General features: G+C 67.6%; 16 protein-coding genes. 15 read left to right on the top strand and 1 reads right to left on the bottom strand.

Annotation, left to right across the window (positions count from 1 at the left end; translation table 11 throughout):
* Positions 1-102 precede the first annotated feature (102 nt).
* The 7 genes from ASF45_RS09035 (at position 103) to ASF45_RS09065 (ending at position 8,825) form a co-directional block, all read left to right on the top strand.
* Entirely contained in the window at positions 103-1,836 is a 1,734-nt protein-coding gene (locus ASF45_RS09035; RefSeq protein WP_056660250.1) for a carboxylesterase/lipase family protein, read from the top strand.
* A gap of 93 nt (positions 1,837-1,929) precedes the next feature.
* Positions 1,930-3,573 (top strand): 3-(methylthio)propionyl-CoA ligase, encoded by a 1,644-nt coding sequence (locus ASF45_RS09040; protein WP_056660253.1) that lies wholly within the window; start codon positions 1,930-1,932, stop codon positions 3,571-3,573.
* 97 nt (positions 3,574-3,670) lie between these two features.
* A complete protein-coding gene (locus ASF45_RS09045) occupies positions 3,671-4,903 on the top strand; it encodes a branched-chain amino acid ABC transporter substrate-binding protein (RefSeq protein ID WP_056660256.1) in 1,233 nt (410 codons plus the stop codon).
* 107 nt (positions 4,904-5,010) lie between these two features.
* Positions 5,011-6,045, top strand: coding sequence for a branched-chain amino acid ABC transporter permease (locus ASF45_RS09050; RefSeq protein WP_056660259.1), 1,035 nt, complete (start codon positions 5,011-5,013; stop codon positions 6,043-6,045).
* Between the two features lies 1 nt (position 6,046).
* Entirely contained in the window at positions 6,047-7,339 is a 1,293-nt protein-coding gene (locus ASF45_RS09055) for a branched-chain amino acid ABC transporter permease (protein ID WP_056660262.1), read from the top strand.
* Positions 7,336-8,127 (top strand): ABC transporter ATP-binding protein, encoded by a 792-nt coding sequence (locus ASF45_RS09060; RefSeq protein ID WP_056660266.1) that lies wholly within the window; start codon positions 7,336-7,338, stop codon positions 8,125-8,127. Before ASF45_RS09055 ends, ASF45_RS09060 begins: the two co-directional genes overlap by 4 nt.
* 2 nt (positions 8,128-8,129) lie before the next feature.
* Positions 8,130-8,825 carry an ABC transporter ATP-binding protein gene (locus tag ASF45_RS09065; RefSeq protein WP_056660269.1) on the top strand — a complete coding sequence of 232 codons (696 nt, stop codon included), beginning with the start codon at positions 8,130-8,132 and terminating at the stop codon, positions 8,823-8,825.
* On the opposite strand, the gene ASF45_RS09070 is transcribed toward ASF45_RS09065, so the two are convergent.
* The gene (locus tag ASF45_RS09070) at positions 8,795-10,408 is read right to left on the bottom strand and encodes a methyl-accepting chemotaxis protein (protein WP_056660272.1); all 1,614 of its coding nucleotides are present in this window, start codon (positions 10,406-10,408) and stop codon (positions 8,795-8,797) included. The two genes, ASF45_RS09065 and ASF45_RS09070, sit on opposite strands and share 31 nt — an antisense overlap.
* Before the next feature lie 185 nt (positions 10,409-10,593).
* Between ASF45_RS09070 and ASF45_RS09075 the strand changes: the two genes are divergently transcribed.
* From ASF45_RS09075 to ASF45_RS09110, 8 genes are read left to right on the top strand one after another with little or no spacing between them, the layout of a single operon-like run.
* Complete coding sequence (locus ASF45_RS09075; protein WP_056660275.1) at positions 10,594-12,693, top strand: 3-hydroxyacyl-CoA dehydrogenase NAD-binding domain-containing protein; 2,100 nt, start codon at positions 10,594-10,596, stop codon at positions 12,691-12,693.
* 25 nt (positions 12,694-12,718) lie between these two features.
* Entirely contained in the window at positions 12,719-13,894 is a 1,176-nt protein-coding gene (locus tag ASF45_RS09080) for an acetyl-CoA C-acyltransferase (protein ID WP_056660278.1), read from the top strand.
* Complete coding sequence (locus tag ASF45_RS09085; protein ID WP_200932134.1) at positions 13,894-14,337, top strand: PaaI family thioesterase; 444 nt, start codon at positions 13,894-13,896, stop codon at positions 14,335-14,337. The genes ASF45_RS09080 and ASF45_RS09085 overlap by 1 nt, the downstream gene beginning before the upstream one ends.
* Positions 14,334-16,154, top strand: a complete 1,821-nt coding sequence (locus ASF45_RS09090; protein ID WP_056660281.1) for an acyl-CoA dehydrogenase — start codon at positions 14,334-14,336, stop codon at positions 16,152-16,154. The genes ASF45_RS09085 and ASF45_RS09090 overlap by 4 nt, the downstream gene beginning before the upstream one ends.
* 48 nt (positions 16,155-16,202) lie before the next feature.
* Positions 16,203-16,409, top strand: coding sequence for a hypothetical protein (locus tag ASF45_RS09095; RefSeq protein WP_056660284.1), 207 nt, complete (start codon positions 16,203-16,205; stop codon positions 16,407-16,409).
* Between the two features lie 37 nt (positions 16,410-16,446).
* Positions 16,447-17,241: an SDR family oxidoreductase gene (locus tag ASF45_RS09100; RefSeq protein WP_056660287.1), complete on the top strand. Its 795-nt coding sequence runs from the start codon at positions 16,447-16,449 to the stop codon at positions 17,239-17,241.
* Positions 17,238-17,657 (top strand): PaaI family thioesterase, encoded by a 420-nt coding sequence (locus tag ASF45_RS09105; RefSeq protein WP_056660290.1) that lies wholly within the window; start codon positions 17,238-17,240, stop codon positions 17,655-17,657. Before ASF45_RS09100 ends, ASF45_RS09105 begins: the two co-directional genes overlap by 4 nt.
* 22 nt (positions 17,658-17,679) lie before the next feature.
* Positions 17,680-18,696 carry an NADP-dependent oxidoreductase gene (locus ASF45_RS09110; RefSeq protein ID WP_056660293.1) on the top strand — a complete coding sequence of 339 codons (1,017 nt, stop codon included), beginning with the start codon at positions 17,680-17,682 and terminating at the stop codon, positions 18,694-18,696.
* Positions 18,697-18,706: the final 10 nt, after the last annotated feature.

Consider the following 18,706-nt stretch of genomic DNA (forward strand, 5'->3'; position numbering starts at 1 on the left):
CTAGACTTTCTCTTGGCAACGGCCCGAAGCGGCGCAGTATGGACGAGGGTCCGCTGCCCGCGCATTCCGAATAACCCCGAAGCACGGGACAAGGAGACAAGCATGCGTACAGCTTTTTCGGCGGCATCCTCGTGTGCGCAGCGCACCGCGGCGGTGCTGGTTCTTGCGGCCTGCGCGGCGCTGGCGGGCTGCGGTGGCTCCGACGACGACGCCCCCACCGTGCGCAGCACCGCGGCCGGCAAGCTGCAGGGCATCGACGACAGCGCACGCAACGGCACCTGGGCCTGGAAGGGCGTGCGTTACGCCCAGCCGCCCGTGGGTGCACTGCGCTGGCGTGCGCCGGTCGCCCCCGAAGCCTGGACCGGCGTGCGCGTGGCCGACAGCTTCGGGCCCGCCTGCCTGCAGATCGGCCGCATGTTCGGTCCCGGCGCCAACAACCGCTTCGACGAGACCATCGCCACCACCATGGGCCAGCCCGTGGGCAGCGAGGACTGCCTGACGCTCAACATCTGGCGCCCGGCCACGGACGACAGCAAGCTGCCCGTGCTGCTGTTCATCCACGGCGGCAGCAACATCTCGGGCTACACGGCCGACCCGCTGTACGACGGTGCCGCGCTGGCGAAGGCCGCCAACGCCGTGGTGGTCACGGCCAACTACCGGCTCGGTGTGCTGGGCTTCCTGAACCTGGCGCAACTGAAGGTCGGCGGCAGCGCCGGCGACGACTCGGGCAACTTCGCGCTGCTCGACAACATGGCGGCCCTGCGCTGGCTGCGTGCCAACGCCGCGGCTTTCGGCGGCGATGCCGACAACATCACGGTCTCGGGCGAATCGGCCGGCGCCAACAACGTGCTGGCCGTCATGACCTCGCCCATGGCCAAGGGCTTGTTCCACAAGATCGTGGCGCTGAGCGGCGGCATCTCGCTGGCCAGCAACCTGCCGGCCGGCGCCTCGCCCGCGTTGAACCCGCTGGCGACCTGGCAGGCCCATGGCGAAGCCGTGCTGCTGAACCTGCTCGTGGCCGACGGCACGGCCGCCGACCTGGCCGCGGCCAAGGCCTACGTGGCCACGCGCACGGCCGCGCAGATCGCCGACTACCTGCGCGCCAAGGACGGCCACACCGTGCTGAACACCGCGCTGGCCAAGGGCCTGAACACCGGCAACCCGATCCCCGACGGCACGGTCGTTCCCCTTGATCCGATCGCCGCCATCGCGGCCGGCCAGCATGTCAACGTGCCCACGCTGATCGGCAACACGCGCGACGAGGGCAAGCTGTTCGGCGGCCTGCTGCCGCTGTTCGGGCTGCCCGCCGGCTACATCGTCGACGACGCCACGCGCTTTCTCATGATGGCGCGCTTCAATCCCGATGCCGCCACCACGCTCACCACGGCCGACATCGTCAACGCCGCCTATCTGCCTGTGGCCACACCCACGACGGGCTACGACGCACGCACCCGCCTCATCACCCAGGCCCTGTTCGAGGCCAACAGCCAGAACCTGCTGGCCACGCTGACCACCCAGCAGCCCAGGCTCTGGCAGTACCGCTTCGACTGGGCGCAGGAGGCCTATCCCTGGAACGAGGTCTACGGCGCGGCCCACGCCTTCGACCTGGCCTTCCTGTTCGGCAACTTCGGCCCCTCGGTGGTCGGCCAGGTGGTCGGCGGCAACGCCAACCGCACAGGCCGTCTCGCACTGTCCAACGCCATGATGGCCAGCCTGGGCGCCTTCATGCGCACAGGCGATCCGAACGCCGGCGCATTGGGCGCGACTTGGTCGCCCTGGCCGTCCAAGCTGCTGCTCGACGCCACGCCCAACGCGCTCAACACCAGGCCTCAGTGACCATCTGCGCGGCAGGGCGTAGGGGTAAATACCGAACGGTCGTGCGATTACGATGCTCGCCGTTCAAAACAAGCGATTCCGGGAGCCATAGCCATGCTGGGTCTGATGCAGAACCAACCCCTTTTGATCTCGTCCTTGATCGACTTCGCCGAGCGCCACCATGGCGACGGCGAGATCGTCTCGCGGCGCGTGGAAGGCGACATCCACCGCTACGCCTGGCGCGACGTGGCGCGCCGCGCACGCCAGGTCGCCAACGGCCTGGATGCCTGGCAACTGGGCTTCGGTGACCGCGTCGCCACGCTGGCCTGGAACGGCTACCGCCACCTGGAACTCTACTTCGGCGTGAGCGGGTCGGGCCGCGTGCTGCACACCATCAACCCGCGCCTGCACCCCGAGCAGATCGCCTGGATCGCCAACCACGCCGAAGACCAGGTGCTGTGCTTCGACCTCAGCTTCCTGCCGCTCGTGCAGGCCGTGCATGCCAAGTGCCCCACGGTCAAGCACTGGGTCGCGCTGTGCGACGCCGACAAGCTGCCGGCCGACAGCGGCATCCCCGGCCTGCAGAGCTACGAGACCTGGCTGGCCGACAAGCCGGGCACCTACCAATGGCCCGTGTTCGACGAGAACACAGCGTCCAGCATGTGCTACACCAGCGGCACCACGGGCAACCCCAAGGCCGCGCTGTACAGCCACCGCTCGACCACGCTGCACGCCTACGCCGCGGCGCTGCCCGACGTGATGGGCATCAGCGCGCGCGACGCCATCCTGCCGGTCGTGCCCATGTTCCATGTCAACGCCTGGGGCATCCCGTACTCGGCAGCACTCACGGGCGCCAAGCTGGTGTTCCCCGGCCCGGCCATGGATGGCAAGTCGATCTACGAACTCATCGAAGCCGAGAAGGTCAGCTACGCCGCCGGCGTGCCCACGGTCTGGCAGATGCTGCTGATGCACATGAAGCCGGCCGGGCTCAAGTTCTCCACGCTCAAGCGCACGGTGATCGGGGGCTCGGCCTGCCCGCCGGCCATGATCAATGCCTTTCGCGAAGACTACGGCGTGGAGGTGCTGCACGCCTGGGGCATGACCGAGATGTCGCCGCTCGGAACGCTGTGCACGCTCAAGAACAAGCACCTGGACCTGCCCAAGGAAGAGCAGATGAAGATCCTGCTCAAGCAGGGCCGGGCCATCTACGGTGTGGACATGAAGATCGTCGGCGCCAACGGCGAAGACCTGCCGTTCGACGGCAAGACCGCCGGCGACCTGCTCGTGCGCGGCCCCTGGGTGGTGCGCGAGTACTTCAAGGGCGAGGGCGGCGCGCCGCTGGTGCGCGATGCCCAGGGGGTGGAATGGTTCCCGACCGGCGACGTGGCCACCATCGACGCCGACGGCTTCATGCAGATCACCGACCGCAGCAAGGACGTGATCAAGTCCGGCGGCGAATGGATCAGCTCCATCGACATCGAGAACATCGCCGTGGCGCACCCGGCCGTGGCCATGGCCGCCTGCATCGGCGTGTTCCATCCCAAGTGGGACGAGCGGCCCATCGTGGTCGTCGTGAAGAAGCCCAATGCCGAGGTGAGCCGCGAGGAACTGCTGAAGTTCTACGAGGGCAAGACCGCCAAGTGGCAGATCCCGGACGACGTGGTCTTCGTCGACGCGATCCCGCTCGGCGCGACCGGCAAGATGCTCAAAACCCGGCTGCGCGAGCAGCTCAAGGACTACCGACTGCCGGGCTTGTGAGCCGCACACGACACCGCCTAGGGCAATCCCTCAGCGGTGGCGCAAACGAAGACTTGTAACCTGCCCGCACTTTTTCAGACCACTAGGAGACGAACGAATGAAGCCTGTTGTACGAATCGTTGCAGCCGCTGCGCTGCTGGCCTGTGCGATGGGCGCCTTCGCCCAGAAGGGCGAGACGGTCAAGATCGCCTGGATCGACCCGCTATCCGGCCTGATGGGGCCGGTGGGCAACAACCAGGTCAAGAGCTTCCAGTTCTTCGCCGAGAAGTTCAACCAGAGCAATCCGGCCGGCGTGAAGTTCGAAGTCGTGCCCTTCGACAACAAGCTGAGCCCGGCCGAAAGCCTCAACGCCTTGAAGGCCGCGCTTGACCAGGGCGTGCGCTACATCACGCAGGGCAACGGCTCCTCGGTCGCCGCCGCGCTGATCGACGCGATCGACAAGCACAACGCGCGCAACCCGGGCAAGGAGGTGATCTACCTCAACCACTCGGCCGTGGACCCGGACTTCACCAACAGCAAGTGCAACTACTGGCACTTCCGTTTCGATGCCGACACCTCCATGAAGCTGGAGGCGCTGACCAGCTACATGAAGGAGCAGCCCGACATCAAGAAGGTCTACCTGCTCAACCAGAACTACTCGCACGGCCAGCAGGTCGTCAAGTTCTCCAAGGAGATCATGGCGCGCAAGCGGCCCGACGTGCAGTTCGTCGGTGAAGACCTGCACCCGCTGGCCCAGGTGCGCGACTTCGCGCCCTACATCGCCAAGATCAAGGCCTCCGGCGCCGACACCGTGATCACCGGCAACTGGGGTTCGGACCTCGCGCTCTTGATCAAGGCGGCCAACGAGGGTGGCTACAACGGCAAGTTCTACACCTACTACGCCGGCGTGACCGGCACGCCCACGGCGCTGGGTACGGGCGGTGCAGGCCGCGTCTACCAGGTCGCCTACAACCACTACAACATGGGTGGCCAGATGGGCAAGTGGATGACCGAGTTCAACACCAAGTTCAAGGACGACTTCTACACCGGCTCGGTGATCCACATCTACACGGCGCTGTCCGAGGCCATGGCCAAGGCCAAGTCCACCGACCCCGTCAAGGTGGCGGCGGCCATGGAGGGCCTGAAGTTCAAGAGCTTCAACGGCGATGTGGAGATGCGCAAGTCCGACCACCAGCTGCAGCAGCCGCTGTACCTCAGCGTCTGGCAGAAGGCCGACGCCAAGTACCCCTACAGCCCGGAGAACACCGGCATGACACTGGCGCCGGTGCAGACCTTCGAGTCCTACGTGTCCAGCACGCCCACCAGTTGCCAGATGAAGCGGCCTGGATGACACCCACGCGGTTCCGCGGGCGGCACGCTGCCGCCTACCGGCCCGATCCAGAGGTTCTGGCTCGGGCCTTTTTTTGAGGTTGACCTGGTGGTCGCAAAGGTGAGGTGATGGAGTTCTTCACGATCTCGATGCTCAACGGGCTGAGCTACGGCCTGCTGCTGTTTCTGCTCAGTTCCGGGCTCACGCTGATCTTCAGCATGATGGGCGTGCTCAATTTCGCGCACGCAAGCTTCTACATGCTGGGTGCCTACGCGGGCTACACCGTGTCGCAGCTGGTCGGCTTCTGGCCGGCACTGGTCTTGGCGCCCATCGTGGTCGGCGTGCTGGGCTCGCTGTTCGAGCGGCTGTGCCTGCGCAAGGTCCACAAGTTCGGCCACGTGCCCGAACTGTTGGTGACCTTCGGCCTGTCCTTCGTGATCCTGGAGATCGTGCAACTGGTCTGGGGCCGGACGGCGGTGCCGTTCACCCCGCCGCCCGTGCTGCAGGGGCCGGCGTTCACGCTGGTCCAGCATTCGGTGGACGGGCTCAGCCTGGTCTGGGGCGCGGCACCGGCCGGCATGTGCCAGGCGGCGGACGCCGCCGTGCGCGTGGTGTGCTCGCCGTTCCCGGCCACGCGGGGTTTCATGATGCTGGTGGCCGTGCTGATGCTGGTGGCCGTCTGGCTGCTGCTCACACGCACACGCATCGGCCTGGTGATCCAGGCCGCGCTCACGCACCCCGAGGCCGTGGAATCGCTGGGCCACAACGTGCCGCGCGTGTTCATGCTGGTGTTCGGCGCGGGCGCCGGGCTGGCCGGGCTGGCCGGCGTGATCGGCGGCAGCACCTTCGTGACCGAGCCGGCAATGGCGGCCACGGTGGGCTCCATCATCTTCGTGGTCGTGGTGGTCGGCGGCATGGGCTCGCTGTCGGGCGCCTTCCTCGCGTCCATCCTGATCGGCGTGGTCCAGACCTTCGCGGTCGCCATGGACGGCTCGCTGCTGGGCCTGCTGCGCAGCCTGGGCATGGAGCCGGGTCCGGCGGCCAGCAGCAATGCGCTGGTCACGCTCACGGTCTCGCAGGTGGCACCCATCCTGCCCTACCTGTTCCTCGTGCTGATCCTGATCTTCCGGCCCAAGGGCCTGCTTGGCAGCCGGGAGGGTTGAGATGTCGAAATCACACTACAGCTTCAAACCCTGGAACGTCGGCCGTGTCGTCGTCTGGGGCCTGTTCGCGCTCGTGATGGCGGTAGCACCGCTGCTGTTCACGAGCAACCTGTCGGCGACCATGCTGTCGCAGATGGGCATCGCCATCATCGCCTGCCTGTCCTACAACATGCTGCTGGGCCAGGGCGGCATGCTGAGCTTCGGCCACGCGGTCTACACGGGCCTGGGCTCCTATGTGGCCATCCATGCGCTGAACATGGTCAGCGGCGGCCAGCTGCCGATCCCGGTCAGCCTGCTGCCCATCGTGGGCGGCATCGCCGGCATGTTCTTCGCCGTGCTGTTCGGCTACGTGACCACCAAGAAGGCCGGCACGCCCTTCGCGATGATCACGCTGGGCATGGCCGAACTCGTGTTCGCGATGTCGCTGATGTTCTCGGGCTTCTTCGGCGGCGAGGCCGGCGTCAGCGGCAACCGCGTGGCCGGCAAGCCCTTCTTCGGCGTCAGCTACGGACCGCAGATCCAGGTGTACTACCTGATCGCCGTCTACACCTTCGTCTGCGTGGCCGCCATGTTCGCGTTCACGCGTACGCCGCTGGGTCGCATGCTCAATGCCGTGCGCGACAACGCCGAGCGCGTCGAGTTCATCGGCTACAGCACACGCCGCGTGCGCTACATCGCCTTCATCATCGCGGGCTTCTTCGCCGGCATCGCGGGCGGCCTGGGCGCGCTGAACTTCGAGATCGTGACGGCCGAGGTGGTGGGGGCAGGGCGTTCGGGCGGCTACCTGCTGTTCACCTTCCTGGGCGGGGCTACCTTCTTCTTCGGCCCCATCATCGGCGGCATCCTGATGGTGCTGGCCTTCGTGCTGCTGTCCGAGTTCACCAAGGCCTGGCTGCTGTACCTGGGCCTGGTGTTCCTGTTCATGGTCATGTATGCGCCGGGGGGCATCGCCAGCCTGGTCATGATGAACCTGCGCGTGGCCGCATTCGGCCAGCTGCGCCGGCTGTGGACCTCCTACCTCGCACTGGGCGGCACGGCACTGGTGCTGCTGGCGGGGGCCGCGGCGATGGTCGAGATGGTCTACCACCTGCAGCTCGGTGCGGCCATGGGCTCGGAACTGCGTTTCCTGGGCGCGACGCTCGATGTGGCGAGCGTGGACAGCTGGTTCGGCTGCATCTTCGTGCTGCTGACCGGCATCGGCCTGTTCGAGGTGGCCCGCCGCAGCTTCATGCACGACTGGGGCGAGGCCCAGGTCGCGATCGAAAAGGAAATCAAACGGCGGGAGGCCGCGTGAGCCAGTCCACATCCACCACGGGCTACGCGCTCGAGCTCATCAACCTGCGCAAGAGCTTCGGCAAGACCGAGATCATCCGCGGCGCCGAACTGAAGGTTGCGCCCGGCGAGCGCGTGGCCATCATCGGCCCCAACGGCGCCGGCAAGTCCACGCTGTTCAACCTCATCAGCGGGCGCTTCGGCCCCACCAGCGGCGAGATCCGGCTCAACGGCCAGCGCATCGATGGCCTGGCGCCGTACGAGATCAACCGGCGCGGGCTGTCGCGCAGCTTCCAGGTGTCCAACCTGTTCACGCGGCTGTCGGTGTTCGAGAACCTGCGCTGCGGCGTGCTCTGGTCGCTGGGCTATCGCTACGCATTCTGGAAGTTCCTGGCCGATCTGAAGGACGCCAACGACCGCGCCGAGCAGCTCATGCACATGCTCAAGCTGGACAAGCGCCGCGACGTGCTGGCCATGAACCTGACCTATGCCGAGCAGCGCGCGCTCGAGATCGGCCTGACGATCGCGGGCGGCTCCAGCGTGGTGCTGCTCGACGAACCCACGGCCGGCATGAGCAAGAGCGAGACCACACGCTTCATCCAGCTGATCCGCGACGTGACCGTGGGCAAGACGCTGCTGACGGTGGAGCACGACATGGGTGTGGTGTTCGGCCTGGCCGACAAGATCGCCGTGCTGGTCTATGGCGAGGTGCTGGCCTTCGACACGCCCGACGCGGTGCGCGCCAACCCGCGCGTGCAGGAGGCCTACCTCGGCTCGGTGCTCGCAGAACAGCAAGCAGGTGGACATTGAACATGCTGAAGATCGACAACCTGCACGCCTACTACGGCAAGAGCCATGTGCTGCATGGCGTGAACCTGGAGATCGGCCAGGGCGAGATCGTCGCGCTGCTCGGGCGCAACGGCTCGGGCCGCTCGACCACGGCCAAGGCCATCATGGGCCTGGTGGACTGCACCGGCCAGATCGCCTGGAAGGGCCAGGACATCCTGGGGCGCAAGGCCTACGAGATCGCGCACCTGGGGATCGGCTACGTGCCCGAGAACCGCGACATCTTTCCCACGCTGACGGTGCACCAGAACCTCATGCTGGGCCAGAAGGGCAAGGGGCAGGGCAGCCGCTGGGGCTTCGACGACATGTACGGCATGTTCCCGCGGCTCAAGGAGCGCCAGCACACCGAGGCCGGCGTGCTCTCGGGCGGCGAGCAGCAGATGCTGACCCTGTGCCGTGCGCTGATGGGCGACCCCGACCTCATCATCATCGACGAGCCGACCGAGGGCCTGGCGCCCAAGATCGTCGAGCTGGTCGGCGAATACCTCAAGGCACTCAAGGCGCGCGGCATCTCGGTGCTGCTGATCGAGCAAAAGCTGACCATCGCCATGAGCATCTCCGACCGCGCGCTGGTCATGGGCCACGGCAGCATCGTGTTCCAGGGCACGCCCGAGGCCCTGCGCGCCGATGCCTACATCCGCAAGGAGTGGCTGGAGGTGTAGCCCAGCGCGGCCTGCTGCACGCCGCCCGCATCGGGCAGCGTGAACCGGCTGATCAGCGCCGCCAGCGCCTGCGCCTGCTGGCGCAGGCCTTCGGAGGCAGCGGCGGCCTGCTCGACCAGCGCAGCGTTCTGCTGCGTCATCTGGTCCAGCGCAGAGACTGCCGTGTTGATCTGCGCGATGTCCTCGGTCTGCGCGCGGCTGGCAAGGGCGATTTCGCCCAGCGTGTCGGCCACGCCCTGGATGGCGGCCACGATGCCGGCCATGCCCTGGCTGGTCTGGCCCACGAGCTGCGTGCCAGTTGCCACGCTGCCCATGGATTCGGCGATCAACACCTTGATCTCGCGTGCGGCCGCGGCCGAACGGTTGGCCAGCTGGCGCACCTCGGCTGCCACGACCGCGAAGCCGCGGCCGGAAGCGCCGGCGCGGGCCGCTTCCACGGCCGCGTTGAGCGCGAGGATGTTGGTCTGGAACGCGATACCGTCGATCACGCCGACCACGTCGGACACCTTGCGCGAGGACTGCTCGATGCCGGCCATGGTCTGCACCACCTGGGCAAAGGCGGCGCTGCCCTCGACCGCCTGCGCCGCGGCCTGGCGTGCGCGCGCCTGGGCATCCTGCGAATGCCTTGCCGCGTGCTGCAGCTGGCCTGTGATGTGCTCCAGCGAAGCTGCAGTCTGCTGCAGGCTGGAGGCCGCCATGCCCGTGCGCTCGGACAGGTCGTGGTTGCCCAGAGAGATCTCGCCCGCCCCCGTGCGCACGGCCTGGGCCGCGTCGCGCACCTGGCCCACCAGGCCGCGCAAGGCCCCCTGCATGCTGGCCAGCGACTGCAGCATGCGGCCGGCCTCGTCGCGGCCATGGCCAGCGATGTCCTCGCGCAGGTCCAGGCTGGCCACGCGCTGGGCGGTCTGGCCGGCCTGGCGGATCGGGCCCGAGATGCTGCGCACCAGCCACCACGCAAGCAGGGCGCCCAGCAGCAGTGCGGCCAGGCCGAAAGCCAGCAGGGCCTGGTGTGCCGAGGCGCTGAGCGCTGCGATGTCCTGGCCCGTGGCGTCGATGGCCTGACGCTGCAGCGTGGCCAGTTGATCCAGGCTGGCCATGAGCAACTGCATGGCCGGCTCGAAGCGCTGGGCAAAGACCTGGCGGATGCGCTCGGTCAGGCCGGAGTCGCGCGCAGCGACGAGTTCCTGTACGGCGGCCTCGAAGGCCTCGCCGTGGCGCAGCACCAGTGCGAGCCGCTCGGCATCCGCCTGACCTGCGAGGCGTTGGCGCAGCTGCTGCAGCAACCGGTGGTACGCGGTGCGCGTGGCCGCAATGTCGGCCATCAGCAGTTCGCCCACCTCGGGCTCGGAGCTCAGTGCGAAGGCCTTGTAGCGCGCAGCGTTCGTGGCCTGCAGCCGGTAGGCATCGGCCACGAGGCGTTCGTTCACGACACTGTGACCGATGGCCTGCTGCGTGGCCGCGTCGACGCGCTGCAGCGAGCGGATGCCGATCGCCGTGCCCGCCAGGCACAGCACAAGGGTCAGGCAGAACGCGCCCACAAGGCGACGCGCGAGTACGGGTTGGGGCGAAGAAGCATCGGTCATGGGACGCCGCGCATTGCATCCCTCCGGCGTGACGTTCTGAAGACAAAGTCACATGGAAACAAGGTGTAACGCCAAGCCCCGAATCCATGTCCCGACCGGGACAACACCGATCCGGCAGCGACGACTTCACCCCTAGAATGAAAAGTGAACGGTCGTTCGTTTCATGTCCAACGAGGAGCTCCAGCATGACCGCTGCCTATGCAGTCCACGGTGACGTTGCCGTCATCAGCCTGAACAACCCACCGGTCAATGGACTGGGGCTTGCGACCCGCCAGGGCATCGCCGATGGCCTGGCCAAAGCCAATGCCGACAGCGCCGTGCGCGCCATCGTGCTGACCGGTGCCGGCAAGGCCTTCTCGGGCGGTGCCGACATCAAGGAGTTCGGCTCACCCAAGGCGCTGCAGGAACCCAACCTGCTCAGCGTGATCCTTGCCGTGGAGAACTCGGCCAAGCCCGTGGTCGCGGCCATTCACTCGGTCTGCATGGGCGGGGGATTGGAACTCGCGCTGGGCTGCCATTACCGCATCGCCGCGCCGGGCTGTGCTGTCGCACTGCCCGAGGTCAAGCTGGGCCTGGTGCCCGGTGCGGGCGGCACGCAGCGCCTGCCGCGCGTGCTGGGTGTGGAAGCGGCCCTTAACATGATCGTGAGCGGCGAGCCGGTCAAGAGCGAGTTCATCGCCGCTGTGCCGGGCCAGAAGCTGTTCGACAAGATGGCGGCATCGCCCGAATCGCTGGCCGAGGAGGCGCTGGCCTATGCGCGTTCGGTGGCCGAAGCGCGGCCGCTGCCCCTCGTGCGCAACCTGCCCTGCAAGCACCCCAAGGGCGACGCCTACTTCCAGTTCGCGCGCAACATGGTCAGGGGCATGGCCAAGAACTTCCCCGCGCCGGCCAAGTGCGTGGACACCGTGGAAGCGGCCACCAAGCAGAAGTTCGACGCCGGCATGGCCGCCGAGCGCGAGGCCTTCATCCACCTGATGTGGACGCCCGAGTCGCGCGCGCTGCGCCACCTGTTCGTGTCCGAGCGTGCTGCGTCCAAGATCCCCGACGTGCCCGAAGACACGCCGCAGCGCAAGATCGAGAAGGTGGCCGTGATCGGTGCCGGCACCATGGGCGGCGGCATCGCCATGAACTTCCTGAACGCGGGCATCCCGGTCACCATGCTGGAGATGAAGCAGGAGGCGCTGGACCGCGGCGTCGCCACCATCCGCAAGAACTACGAGGCCCAGGTCAAGAAGGGCAAGCTCAAGCAGGACAAGTACGAGCAGCGCATGGCGCTGCTCAAGACCACGCTGGCCTACGAAGACCTGGCCGACGCCGACCTCGTGATCGAGGCCGTGTTCGAGGAACTGGGCGTCAAGGAGCAGGTCTTCAAGCAGCTCGATGCCGTCATGAAGCCCGGCGCCATCCTGGCCAGCAACACCTCCACGCTGGACGTGGACAAGATCGCCGCGTTCACGCAGCGTCCGCAGGACGTGGTGGGCCTGCACTTCTTCAGCCCGGCCAACGTCATGAAGCTGCTGGAGGTGGTGCGCGGCGCCAAGACCGGCAAGGACGTGCTGGCCACCGTGATGACGGTGTCCAAGAAGATCAAGAAGACGGCCGTGGTCTCGGGCGTGTGCGACGGCTTCATCGGCAACCGCATGGTCGAGCAGTACGGTCGCCAGGGCGGCTTCCTGCTCGACGAGGGCTGCACGCCCGAGCAGGTCGACAAGGCCATCGAGAAGTTCGGCTTCGCCATGGGCCCGTTCCGCATGGGCGACCTGGCCGGCAACGACATCGGCTGGGCCATCCGCAAGCGCCGCTATGTCGAGAAGCCCGGCATGAAGTACAGCAAGACGGCCGACCTGCTCTGCGAGCGTGGCCGCTTCGGCCAGAAGACCGGCGCAGGCTGGTACGACTATGTGGCCGGCAAGCGCGACGCGGTCCCGAACGCCGAGGTCGTGAAGATGATCGAGGAGCACCGCAAGAGCCTGGGCATCACGCCGCGCAAGATCTCGGACGAAGAGATCGTGCAGCGCCTGGTGTTCGCGCTCGTCAACGAGGCGGCCCACATCCTGGAAGAAGGCATCGCCAACAAGGCCAGCGACATCGACGTGGTCTACATCTTCGGCTATGGCTTCCCCGTGCACCGCGGCGGCCCCATGCTGTATGCGGACCAGGTCGGCCTGTTCAACGTGGTCCAGGCCATGCAGCGCTTCGCGACCAACCCGCTGGACGACGCCGCGTTCTGGCAGCCCGCGCCGCTGCTCGCGCGCCTGGCCGCCGAAGGCAAGACCTTCAACTGATCATCCCAAAGAACAAGGAATTGCCATGACCAACGCCGTCATCGTTTCCACCGCCCGCACGCCGCTGACCAAGAGCTGGAAGGGCGCCTTCAACATGACCTACGGGCCCACGCTGGGCGCGCACGCCGTGCAGCATGCCGTGCAGCGCGCCGGCATCGAGGGCGCCGAGGTCGAGGACGTGATCATGGGCATGTCGCTGCCCGAAGGCACGACGGGCGGCAACGTCGCGCGCCTGATCGCCATCCGCGCCGGCCTGCCGGTCACCACCGCCGGCCTCACGATCAACCGCTTCTGCTCCTCGGGCCTGCAGTCCATCGCGCTGGCCGCGCAGCGCATCGTCGCGGGCGAGAACGATGTCCTTGTGGCCGGCGGCCTGGAAAGCATCTCCTGCGTGCAGCAGGAGGTGAACCAGCACATGGCCGTGGACCCCGAGCTCAAGGCCATGAAGCCCGAGATCTACTGGAACATGCTGCAGACTGCCGAACAGGTGGCCAAGCGCTACAACATCGGCCGCGATGCCATGGACGAGTACGGCGCCGCCAGCCAACAGCGGGCCGCGGCCGCGCTGGAGGCCGGCCTCTTCAAGCAGGAGATCGCGCCCATCACCGTGACCATGGGCGTGGCCGACAAGACGCTGGGCCTCGTCACCAAGAAGGTGACGGTGGAGAACGACGAGGGCATCCGCCCCGGCACCACCTTCGATGCCATCCATGGCCTGCGCTCGGCGTTGCCGGGCGGGCTGATCTCGGCCGGCAATGCGAGCCAGTTCTCCGATGGCGCAGGCGCCTGCGTGCTCATGCACGAGTCGCTGGCGCAGAAGAAGGGCCTGCAGCCGCTGGGCCGCTTCCTGGGCTTCGCCGTGGCCGGCTGCGAGCCCGACGAGATGGGCATCGGCCCGGTGTTCGCGATCCCCAAGGTGCTCAAGCGCCTGGGCCTCACGGTCAACGACATCGACCTGTGGGAACTCAACGAGGCCTTTGCCGTGCAGGTGATCTACTGCCGCGACAAGCTCGGCATTCCCGCCGAGCGTCTCAACGTGAACGGCGGCGCGATCGCGGTCGGCCACCCCTACGGTGTGTCGGGCCAGCGCCTGACCGGCCATGCGCTGATCGAGGGCAAGCGCCGCGGCGCCAAGAAGGTGTGCGTGACCATGTGCATCGGCGGCGGCATGGGCGCGGCCGGCATCTTCGAGGTGCTTTGATGGCCCAGCCAGTGCCGTCGGCCGAAGAATTCCTCGCGTTCGGCCGCCAGGCGCTGGCATCGCAGCCCTTCAGCCAGTTGCTGGGCGCGGAGCTGACGGCGCTGCAGCCCGGCGCGGTCGAGCTGCAGCTGCCGCTCACCACGCAGCTGCTGCAGCAGCATGGCTTCGCCCACGGCGGCGTGCTGAGCTACCTGGCCGACAACGCGCTGACCTTCGCGGGCGGCACGGCCATGCGCGTGCCGGTCGTGACGGCCGAGTTCAAGATCAACTACCTGCGGCCCGGCGTGGGCGAGCGCCTGATCGCGCGCGCGCGCGCCGTGCACGCGGGCCGCTCCCAGACCGTCTGCAGCTGCGAGGTGTTCGCGCTGCAGGACGGTGCCGAGAAGCTCTGCGCGCTGGCGCAGGGCACGATTGCCGCCTTGCCCGAGAAAGCCACCCCATGAGCCTGCGCCCCCTGCTGGATTTCCTGCTGTACGACTGGCTGCAGGCCGAGAGGCTGACCGGCGCCGCACGCTACGCCGAGCACTCGCGCGAGACCTTCGATGCCGTGCTCGACACCTGCGAGCGCATCGCGCGCGAGAAGTACGCACCCTTCAACCGGCTCGTGGACACCGAGGAGCCGCGTTTTGACGGCGAGAAGGTGATCCTGCCGGCGGCCACGCAGGCAGCGAGCCGCGCCTACGCCGAGTCCGGCATGCTCAGCGCCGCGCAGGACTACGACGAAGGTGGCATGCAGCTGCCGTTCACAGTGGAGGCCGCGGCCAACGCCTTCTTCGCGCTGGCCTCGGTCAGCATCAACTCGGCGTTGCTGACCAAGGGCAATGCCAATTTGCTGCTGGTGCATGGCACTGAGCTACAGAAAGCCGTGTTCGCGCGCAACGAGTTCAATGGCCGCTTCTCGGGCACCATGTGCTTGTCCGAGCCGCAGGCCGGCTCCTCGCTGTCGGACGTGGCCACACGTGCCGTGCCCGATGGCGATGGTTTCGAGGCCGATCCGCTGGGGCCGCGCTACCGGCTCACCGGCAACAAGATGTGGATCTCCTCGGGCGAGCACGAAATCAACGAGAACATCGTCCATCTGGTGCTGGCCAAGATCCCGGGGCCGGACGGCAAGCCGATCGCGGGCACGCGCGGCATCTCGCTGTTCATCGTGCCCAAGAAGCTGATCGACACCGCAGGCCAACTGACGGGCGAGCGCAACGACGTGGCGCTGGCCGGCCTGAACCACAAGCTGGGCTGGCGCGGTACGACCAACACGCTGCTGAACTTCGGCGAGGGCAAGTACCCCGTGCGCGGCGGCGCAGGCGCCATCGGCTACCTCGTGGGCCAGCCGCACGAAGGCCTGCGCTGCATGTTCCACATGATGAACGAGGCCCGCATCGCGGTCGGCACCTCGGCCACCATGCTGGGCCTGGCCGGCTACTACGCCGCGCTGGACTACGCCAGGAACCGGCCGCAGGGTCGGCCCCAGGGCAAGGCCGGCAAGGATGCGGCCGCGCCGCAGGTGCGCATCATCGAGCACGCGGACGTCAAGCGCATGCTGCTCGCGCAGAAGTCGTACGGGGAGGGCGCGCTCGCGCTGGAGCTGTATTGCGCGCGCCTGGTGGACGTGTTGCGCACCGGCGATGCGCAGGCCGTCGCCGAGGCCGGCCTGCTGCTGGAGGTGCTGACACCGATCGCCAAGAGCTGGCCCAGCGAATGGTGCCTGGAGGCCAACTCGCTCGCGATCCAGGTGCATGGCGGCTACGGCTACACGCGCGACTTTCCGGTCGAGCAGTACTGGCGCGACAACCGCCTGAACATGATCCACGAGGGCACGCACGGCATCCAGGCCATGGACCTGCTGGGCCGCAAGGTGCGCATGGAGCAGGGCCGCGGCCTGCAGCTGCTGGGCGCGCGGCTGGAGCAGACCATCGCGCGTGCCGGCGCGCAGCCGGCCCTGGCCGAAGAGGCCGCGGCGCTGAAGAACGCCTGGGCGCAGGTGCTACAGGCCACGCAGGCCGCCTGGGCCGGTGGCGAGCCCGAGCGCGCGCTGGCCAATGCCGTGCCCTACCTGCAGGCCTTCGGCCACACGGTGCTGGCCTGGATCTGGCTGGACGTGGCCTGCAGCGTGCCGGCGGACGGCAGTGCGGCGGCGCAGGGCCGTCTCGCCGCGATGCGCTTCTTCTACCGCTACGAGCTGCCCAAGATCGGCGCCTGGCTGGCGGTGGTGGCGCGCTGCGACAGCACCTGCATGGACCTACCCGAGGAAGCCTTTTGAGGCTGCGCACGTGACACCCGGGCCGAAAGGCTTGGGTACAGTGCACGCATGGCAACACCTCGCAACCTCAAGCGGCTCCAGAACCTGGTCTGGATCCTGATCTACGGCGGCCTTCTGACGCTGGTGTTCGGCCTGGCGGTCGGGCGCGGCGAGGAAAAGGTGCTGGGCCACAGCCTGGTCGTCGGCGGCGCCATCGTCGCGGCGATCGGCGTGGTGCTGATCTTCGTGCGGGCGCGGCTCAAGCCTTCGCCCTGAACCACCCAACCATTCCCAAGAAGAAACAAGGAGCAACATGAGCCGCAACATCCAGCAACTGTTCGACCTGAAGGGCAAGACCGCCCTTGTGACCGGTGGCTCACGCGGCCTGGGCCTGCAGATGGCGCATGCACTCGGAGAGGCCGGCGCGCGTGTGATGCTGAGTTCTCGCAAGGCCGAGGACCTGGAACAGGCCGTGGCCGAACTCAAGGCTGCCGGCATCGAAGCCGACTGGATCGCCGCCGACTGCGCCAAGGAAGACGAGACGCGCGGCCTGGCGGACCAGACGCTGGCGCGCTTCGGCCGCGTCGACATCCTGGTCAACAACGCGGGCGCGAGCTGGGGCGTGCCGGCCGAGGAGCACCCGGTCGCGGCCTGGGACAAGGTCATGAACCTCAACGTGCGTGGCTACTTCATCCTGGCCCAGCAGATCGCCAACGGCTGCATGATCCAGCAGGGTGGTGGCCGCATCATCAACATCGCCTCGATCGCGGCGCTGAACGGGAACCCGGTCGGCATGAAGACCCTGGCCTACAACACCTCCAAAACGGCCGTGATCGGCTTCACCCGCACGCTGGCGGCCGAGTGGGGCCGCTACGGCATCACGGTCAACGCGATCTGCCCAGGGTTCTTCCGCACCAAGCTGTCCAACGGCCTCATCGACAGCCTGGGCGAGGACAAGATGAAGGCCGGCGCGCCGCTGCAGCGCCTGGGCGACGACGAGGACCTCAAAGGCATCACGCTGCTGTACGCGAGCGACGCCGGCAAGCACATCACGGGGCAGTGGCTGGCCGTGGACGGTGGTGTCAGTGTCGTCCTGGGTGCTGCATGAGCACACCGATCCAGCAACTCTTTGCCGTGCCCTTCATCGACCACCTGGGCATCAGGCTCACGCGCTTCGAGGACGGGCAGTCCGAGATGCGCTACGAAGCCAAGCCCGAGCACCTGAACAACTTCCATGTCACGCATGGCGGCGCCTGCATGACGCTGCTGGACGTGACCATGGCAGCGGCCGCCCGCAGCCTGCGGCCCGAGATGGGCGTGCTGACCATCGAGATGAAGACCAGCTTCATGCAGAGCGCGCGCGGCCCGCTGATCGGCATCGGCAAGGTGCTGCAGGCCACCGGCCGCATGGCCTTCACCGAGGCCCGCATCGAAGACCAGGAGGGCCGGCTCTGTGCCCATGCCACCGGCACCTTCAAGTACATCCCGCGCGCCCCGGCCATGGCCGAGCCGCCCAGCGACTGAGACCAGTTCAACGGAGACCACCATGCCACGCAACCAGCAGATCCTGCTCGACAACCGTCCCGAGGGCGAAGCCCGGGCCAGCAACTTCAAGCTCGTGGAGACCGACACGCCCGCGCTGGCCGACGGCCAGGTGCTGGTGCGCCACCACTTCATGAGCCTGGACCCCTACATGCGCGGACGCATGAACGAGAGCAAGAGCTACGCGCAGCCGCAGCCCCTGGGCCAGGTCATGCAGGGCGGCACCGTGGGCGAGATCGTCGAGAGCCGCCATCCGCGCTTCGCCGTGGGCGAGAAGGTGGTCGGCTTCGGCGGCTGGCAGCAGTACAGCGTGGTCGACGCCAACCTGCCCGGCGTGCTGCGCAAGGTCGACACCAGCCAGGTGCCGCTGTCGCACTACCTGGGCGCGGTGGGCATGCCGGGCGTCACGGCCTGGTACGGCCTGGTCAAGATCATCGCGCCCAAGGCCGGCGAGACCCTGGTCGTGAGCGCGGCCAGCGGTGCCGTGGGCAGCGCCTTCGGCGCACTGGGCAAGGCGCGTGGCTGCCGCGTCGTCGGCATCGCGGGCGGGCCGGACAAATGTGCCTACGTCAAGGACGAACTCGGCTTCGACGACTGCATCGACTACAAGGTCCACGGCGACGTGAAGAGCCTTTCGGCCGCGCTCAAGGTGGCCTGCCCGGACGGCATCGACGGCTACTTCGAGAACGTGGGCGGGATGGTCATGGACGCCGTGATGCTGCGCACCAACGCCTTCGCGCGCATCGCGCTGTGCGGCATGATCGCCGGCTACGATGGCGCACCACTGCCCATGGCCAACCCTTCGCTGCTGCTGATCAACCGCATCAAGCTCGAAGGCTTCATCGTCAGCGAGCACATGGAGGTCTGGCCGGAGGCGTTGGCCGAACTCGGCGGCCTGGTGGCCAGCGGCAAGCTGCGCCCGCGCGAGTCCATCGCCCAGGGCCTGGCGGCGGCGCCCGAAGCCTTCCTGGGCCTGCTCAAGGGCCGCAACTTCGGCAAGCAGCTGGTGCAACTCGCCTGACGTTTTCCAG

This window comes from Pseudorhodoferax sp. Leaf265, assembly GCF_001422365.1.
GTDB lineage: Bacteria > Pseudomonadota > Gammaproteobacteria > Burkholderiales > Burkholderiaceae_C > Pseudorhodoferax.

Bases quoted from the DNA above. Each gene is read 5' to 3' on its own strand.
- ASF45_RS09035 (WP_056660250.1), top strand. From the start codon at position 103: ATGCGTACAGCTTTTTCGGCGGCATCCTCGTGTGCGCAGCGCACCGCG.
- ASF45_RS09040 (WP_056660253.1), top strand. From the start codon at position 1,930: ATGCTGGGTCTGATGCAGAACCAACCCCTTTTGATCTCGTCCTTGATC.
- ASF45_RS09045 (WP_056660256.1), top strand. From the start codon at position 3,671: ATGAAGCCTGTTGTACGAATCGTTGCAGCCGCTGCGCTGCTGGCCTGT.
- ASF45_RS09050 (WP_056660259.1), top strand. From the start codon at position 5,011: ATGGAGTTCTTCACGATCTCGATGCTCAACGGGCTGAGCTACGGCCTG.
- ASF45_RS09055 (WP_056660262.1), top strand. From the start codon at position 6,047: ATGTCGAAATCACACTACAGCTTCAAACCCTGGAACGTCGGCCGTGTC.
- ASF45_RS09065 (WP_056660269.1), top strand. From the start codon at position 8,130: ATGCTGAAGATCGACAACCTGCACGCCTACTACGGCAAGAGCCATGTG.
- ASF45_RS09070 (WP_056660272.1), bottom strand. From the start codon at position 10,408: ATGACCGATGCTTCTTCGCCCCAACCCGTACTCGCGCGTCGCCTTGTG.
- ASF45_RS09075 (WP_056660275.1), top strand. From the start codon at position 10,594: ATGACCGCTGCCTATGCAGTCCACGGTGACGTTGCCGTCATCAGCCTG.
- ASF45_RS09080 (WP_056660278.1), top strand. From the start codon at position 12,719: ATGACCAACGCCGTCATCGTTTCCACCGCCCGCACGCCGCTGACCAAG.
- ASF45_RS09085 (WP_200932134.1), top strand. From the start codon at position 13,894: ATGGCCCAGCCAGTGCCGTCGGCCGAAGAATTCCTCGCGTTCGGCCGC.
- ASF45_RS09090 (WP_056660281.1), top strand. From the start codon at position 14,334: ATGAGCCTGCGCCCCCTGCTGGATTTCCTGCTGTACGACTGGCTGCAG.
- ASF45_RS09095 (WP_056660284.1), top strand. From the start codon at position 16,203: ATGGCAACACCTCGCAACCTCAAGCGGCTCCAGAACCTGGTCTGGATC.
- ASF45_RS09100 (WP_056660287.1), top strand. From the start codon at position 16,447: ATGAGCCGCAACATCCAGCAACTGTTCGACCTGAAGGGCAAGACCGCC.
- ASF45_RS09105 (WP_056660290.1), top strand. From the start codon at position 17,238: ATGAGCACACCGATCCAGCAACTCTTTGCCGTGCCCTTCATCGACCAC.
- ASF45_RS09110 (WP_056660293.1), top strand. From the start codon at position 17,680: ATGCCACGCAACCAGCAGATCCTGCTCGACAACCGTCCCGAGGGCGAA.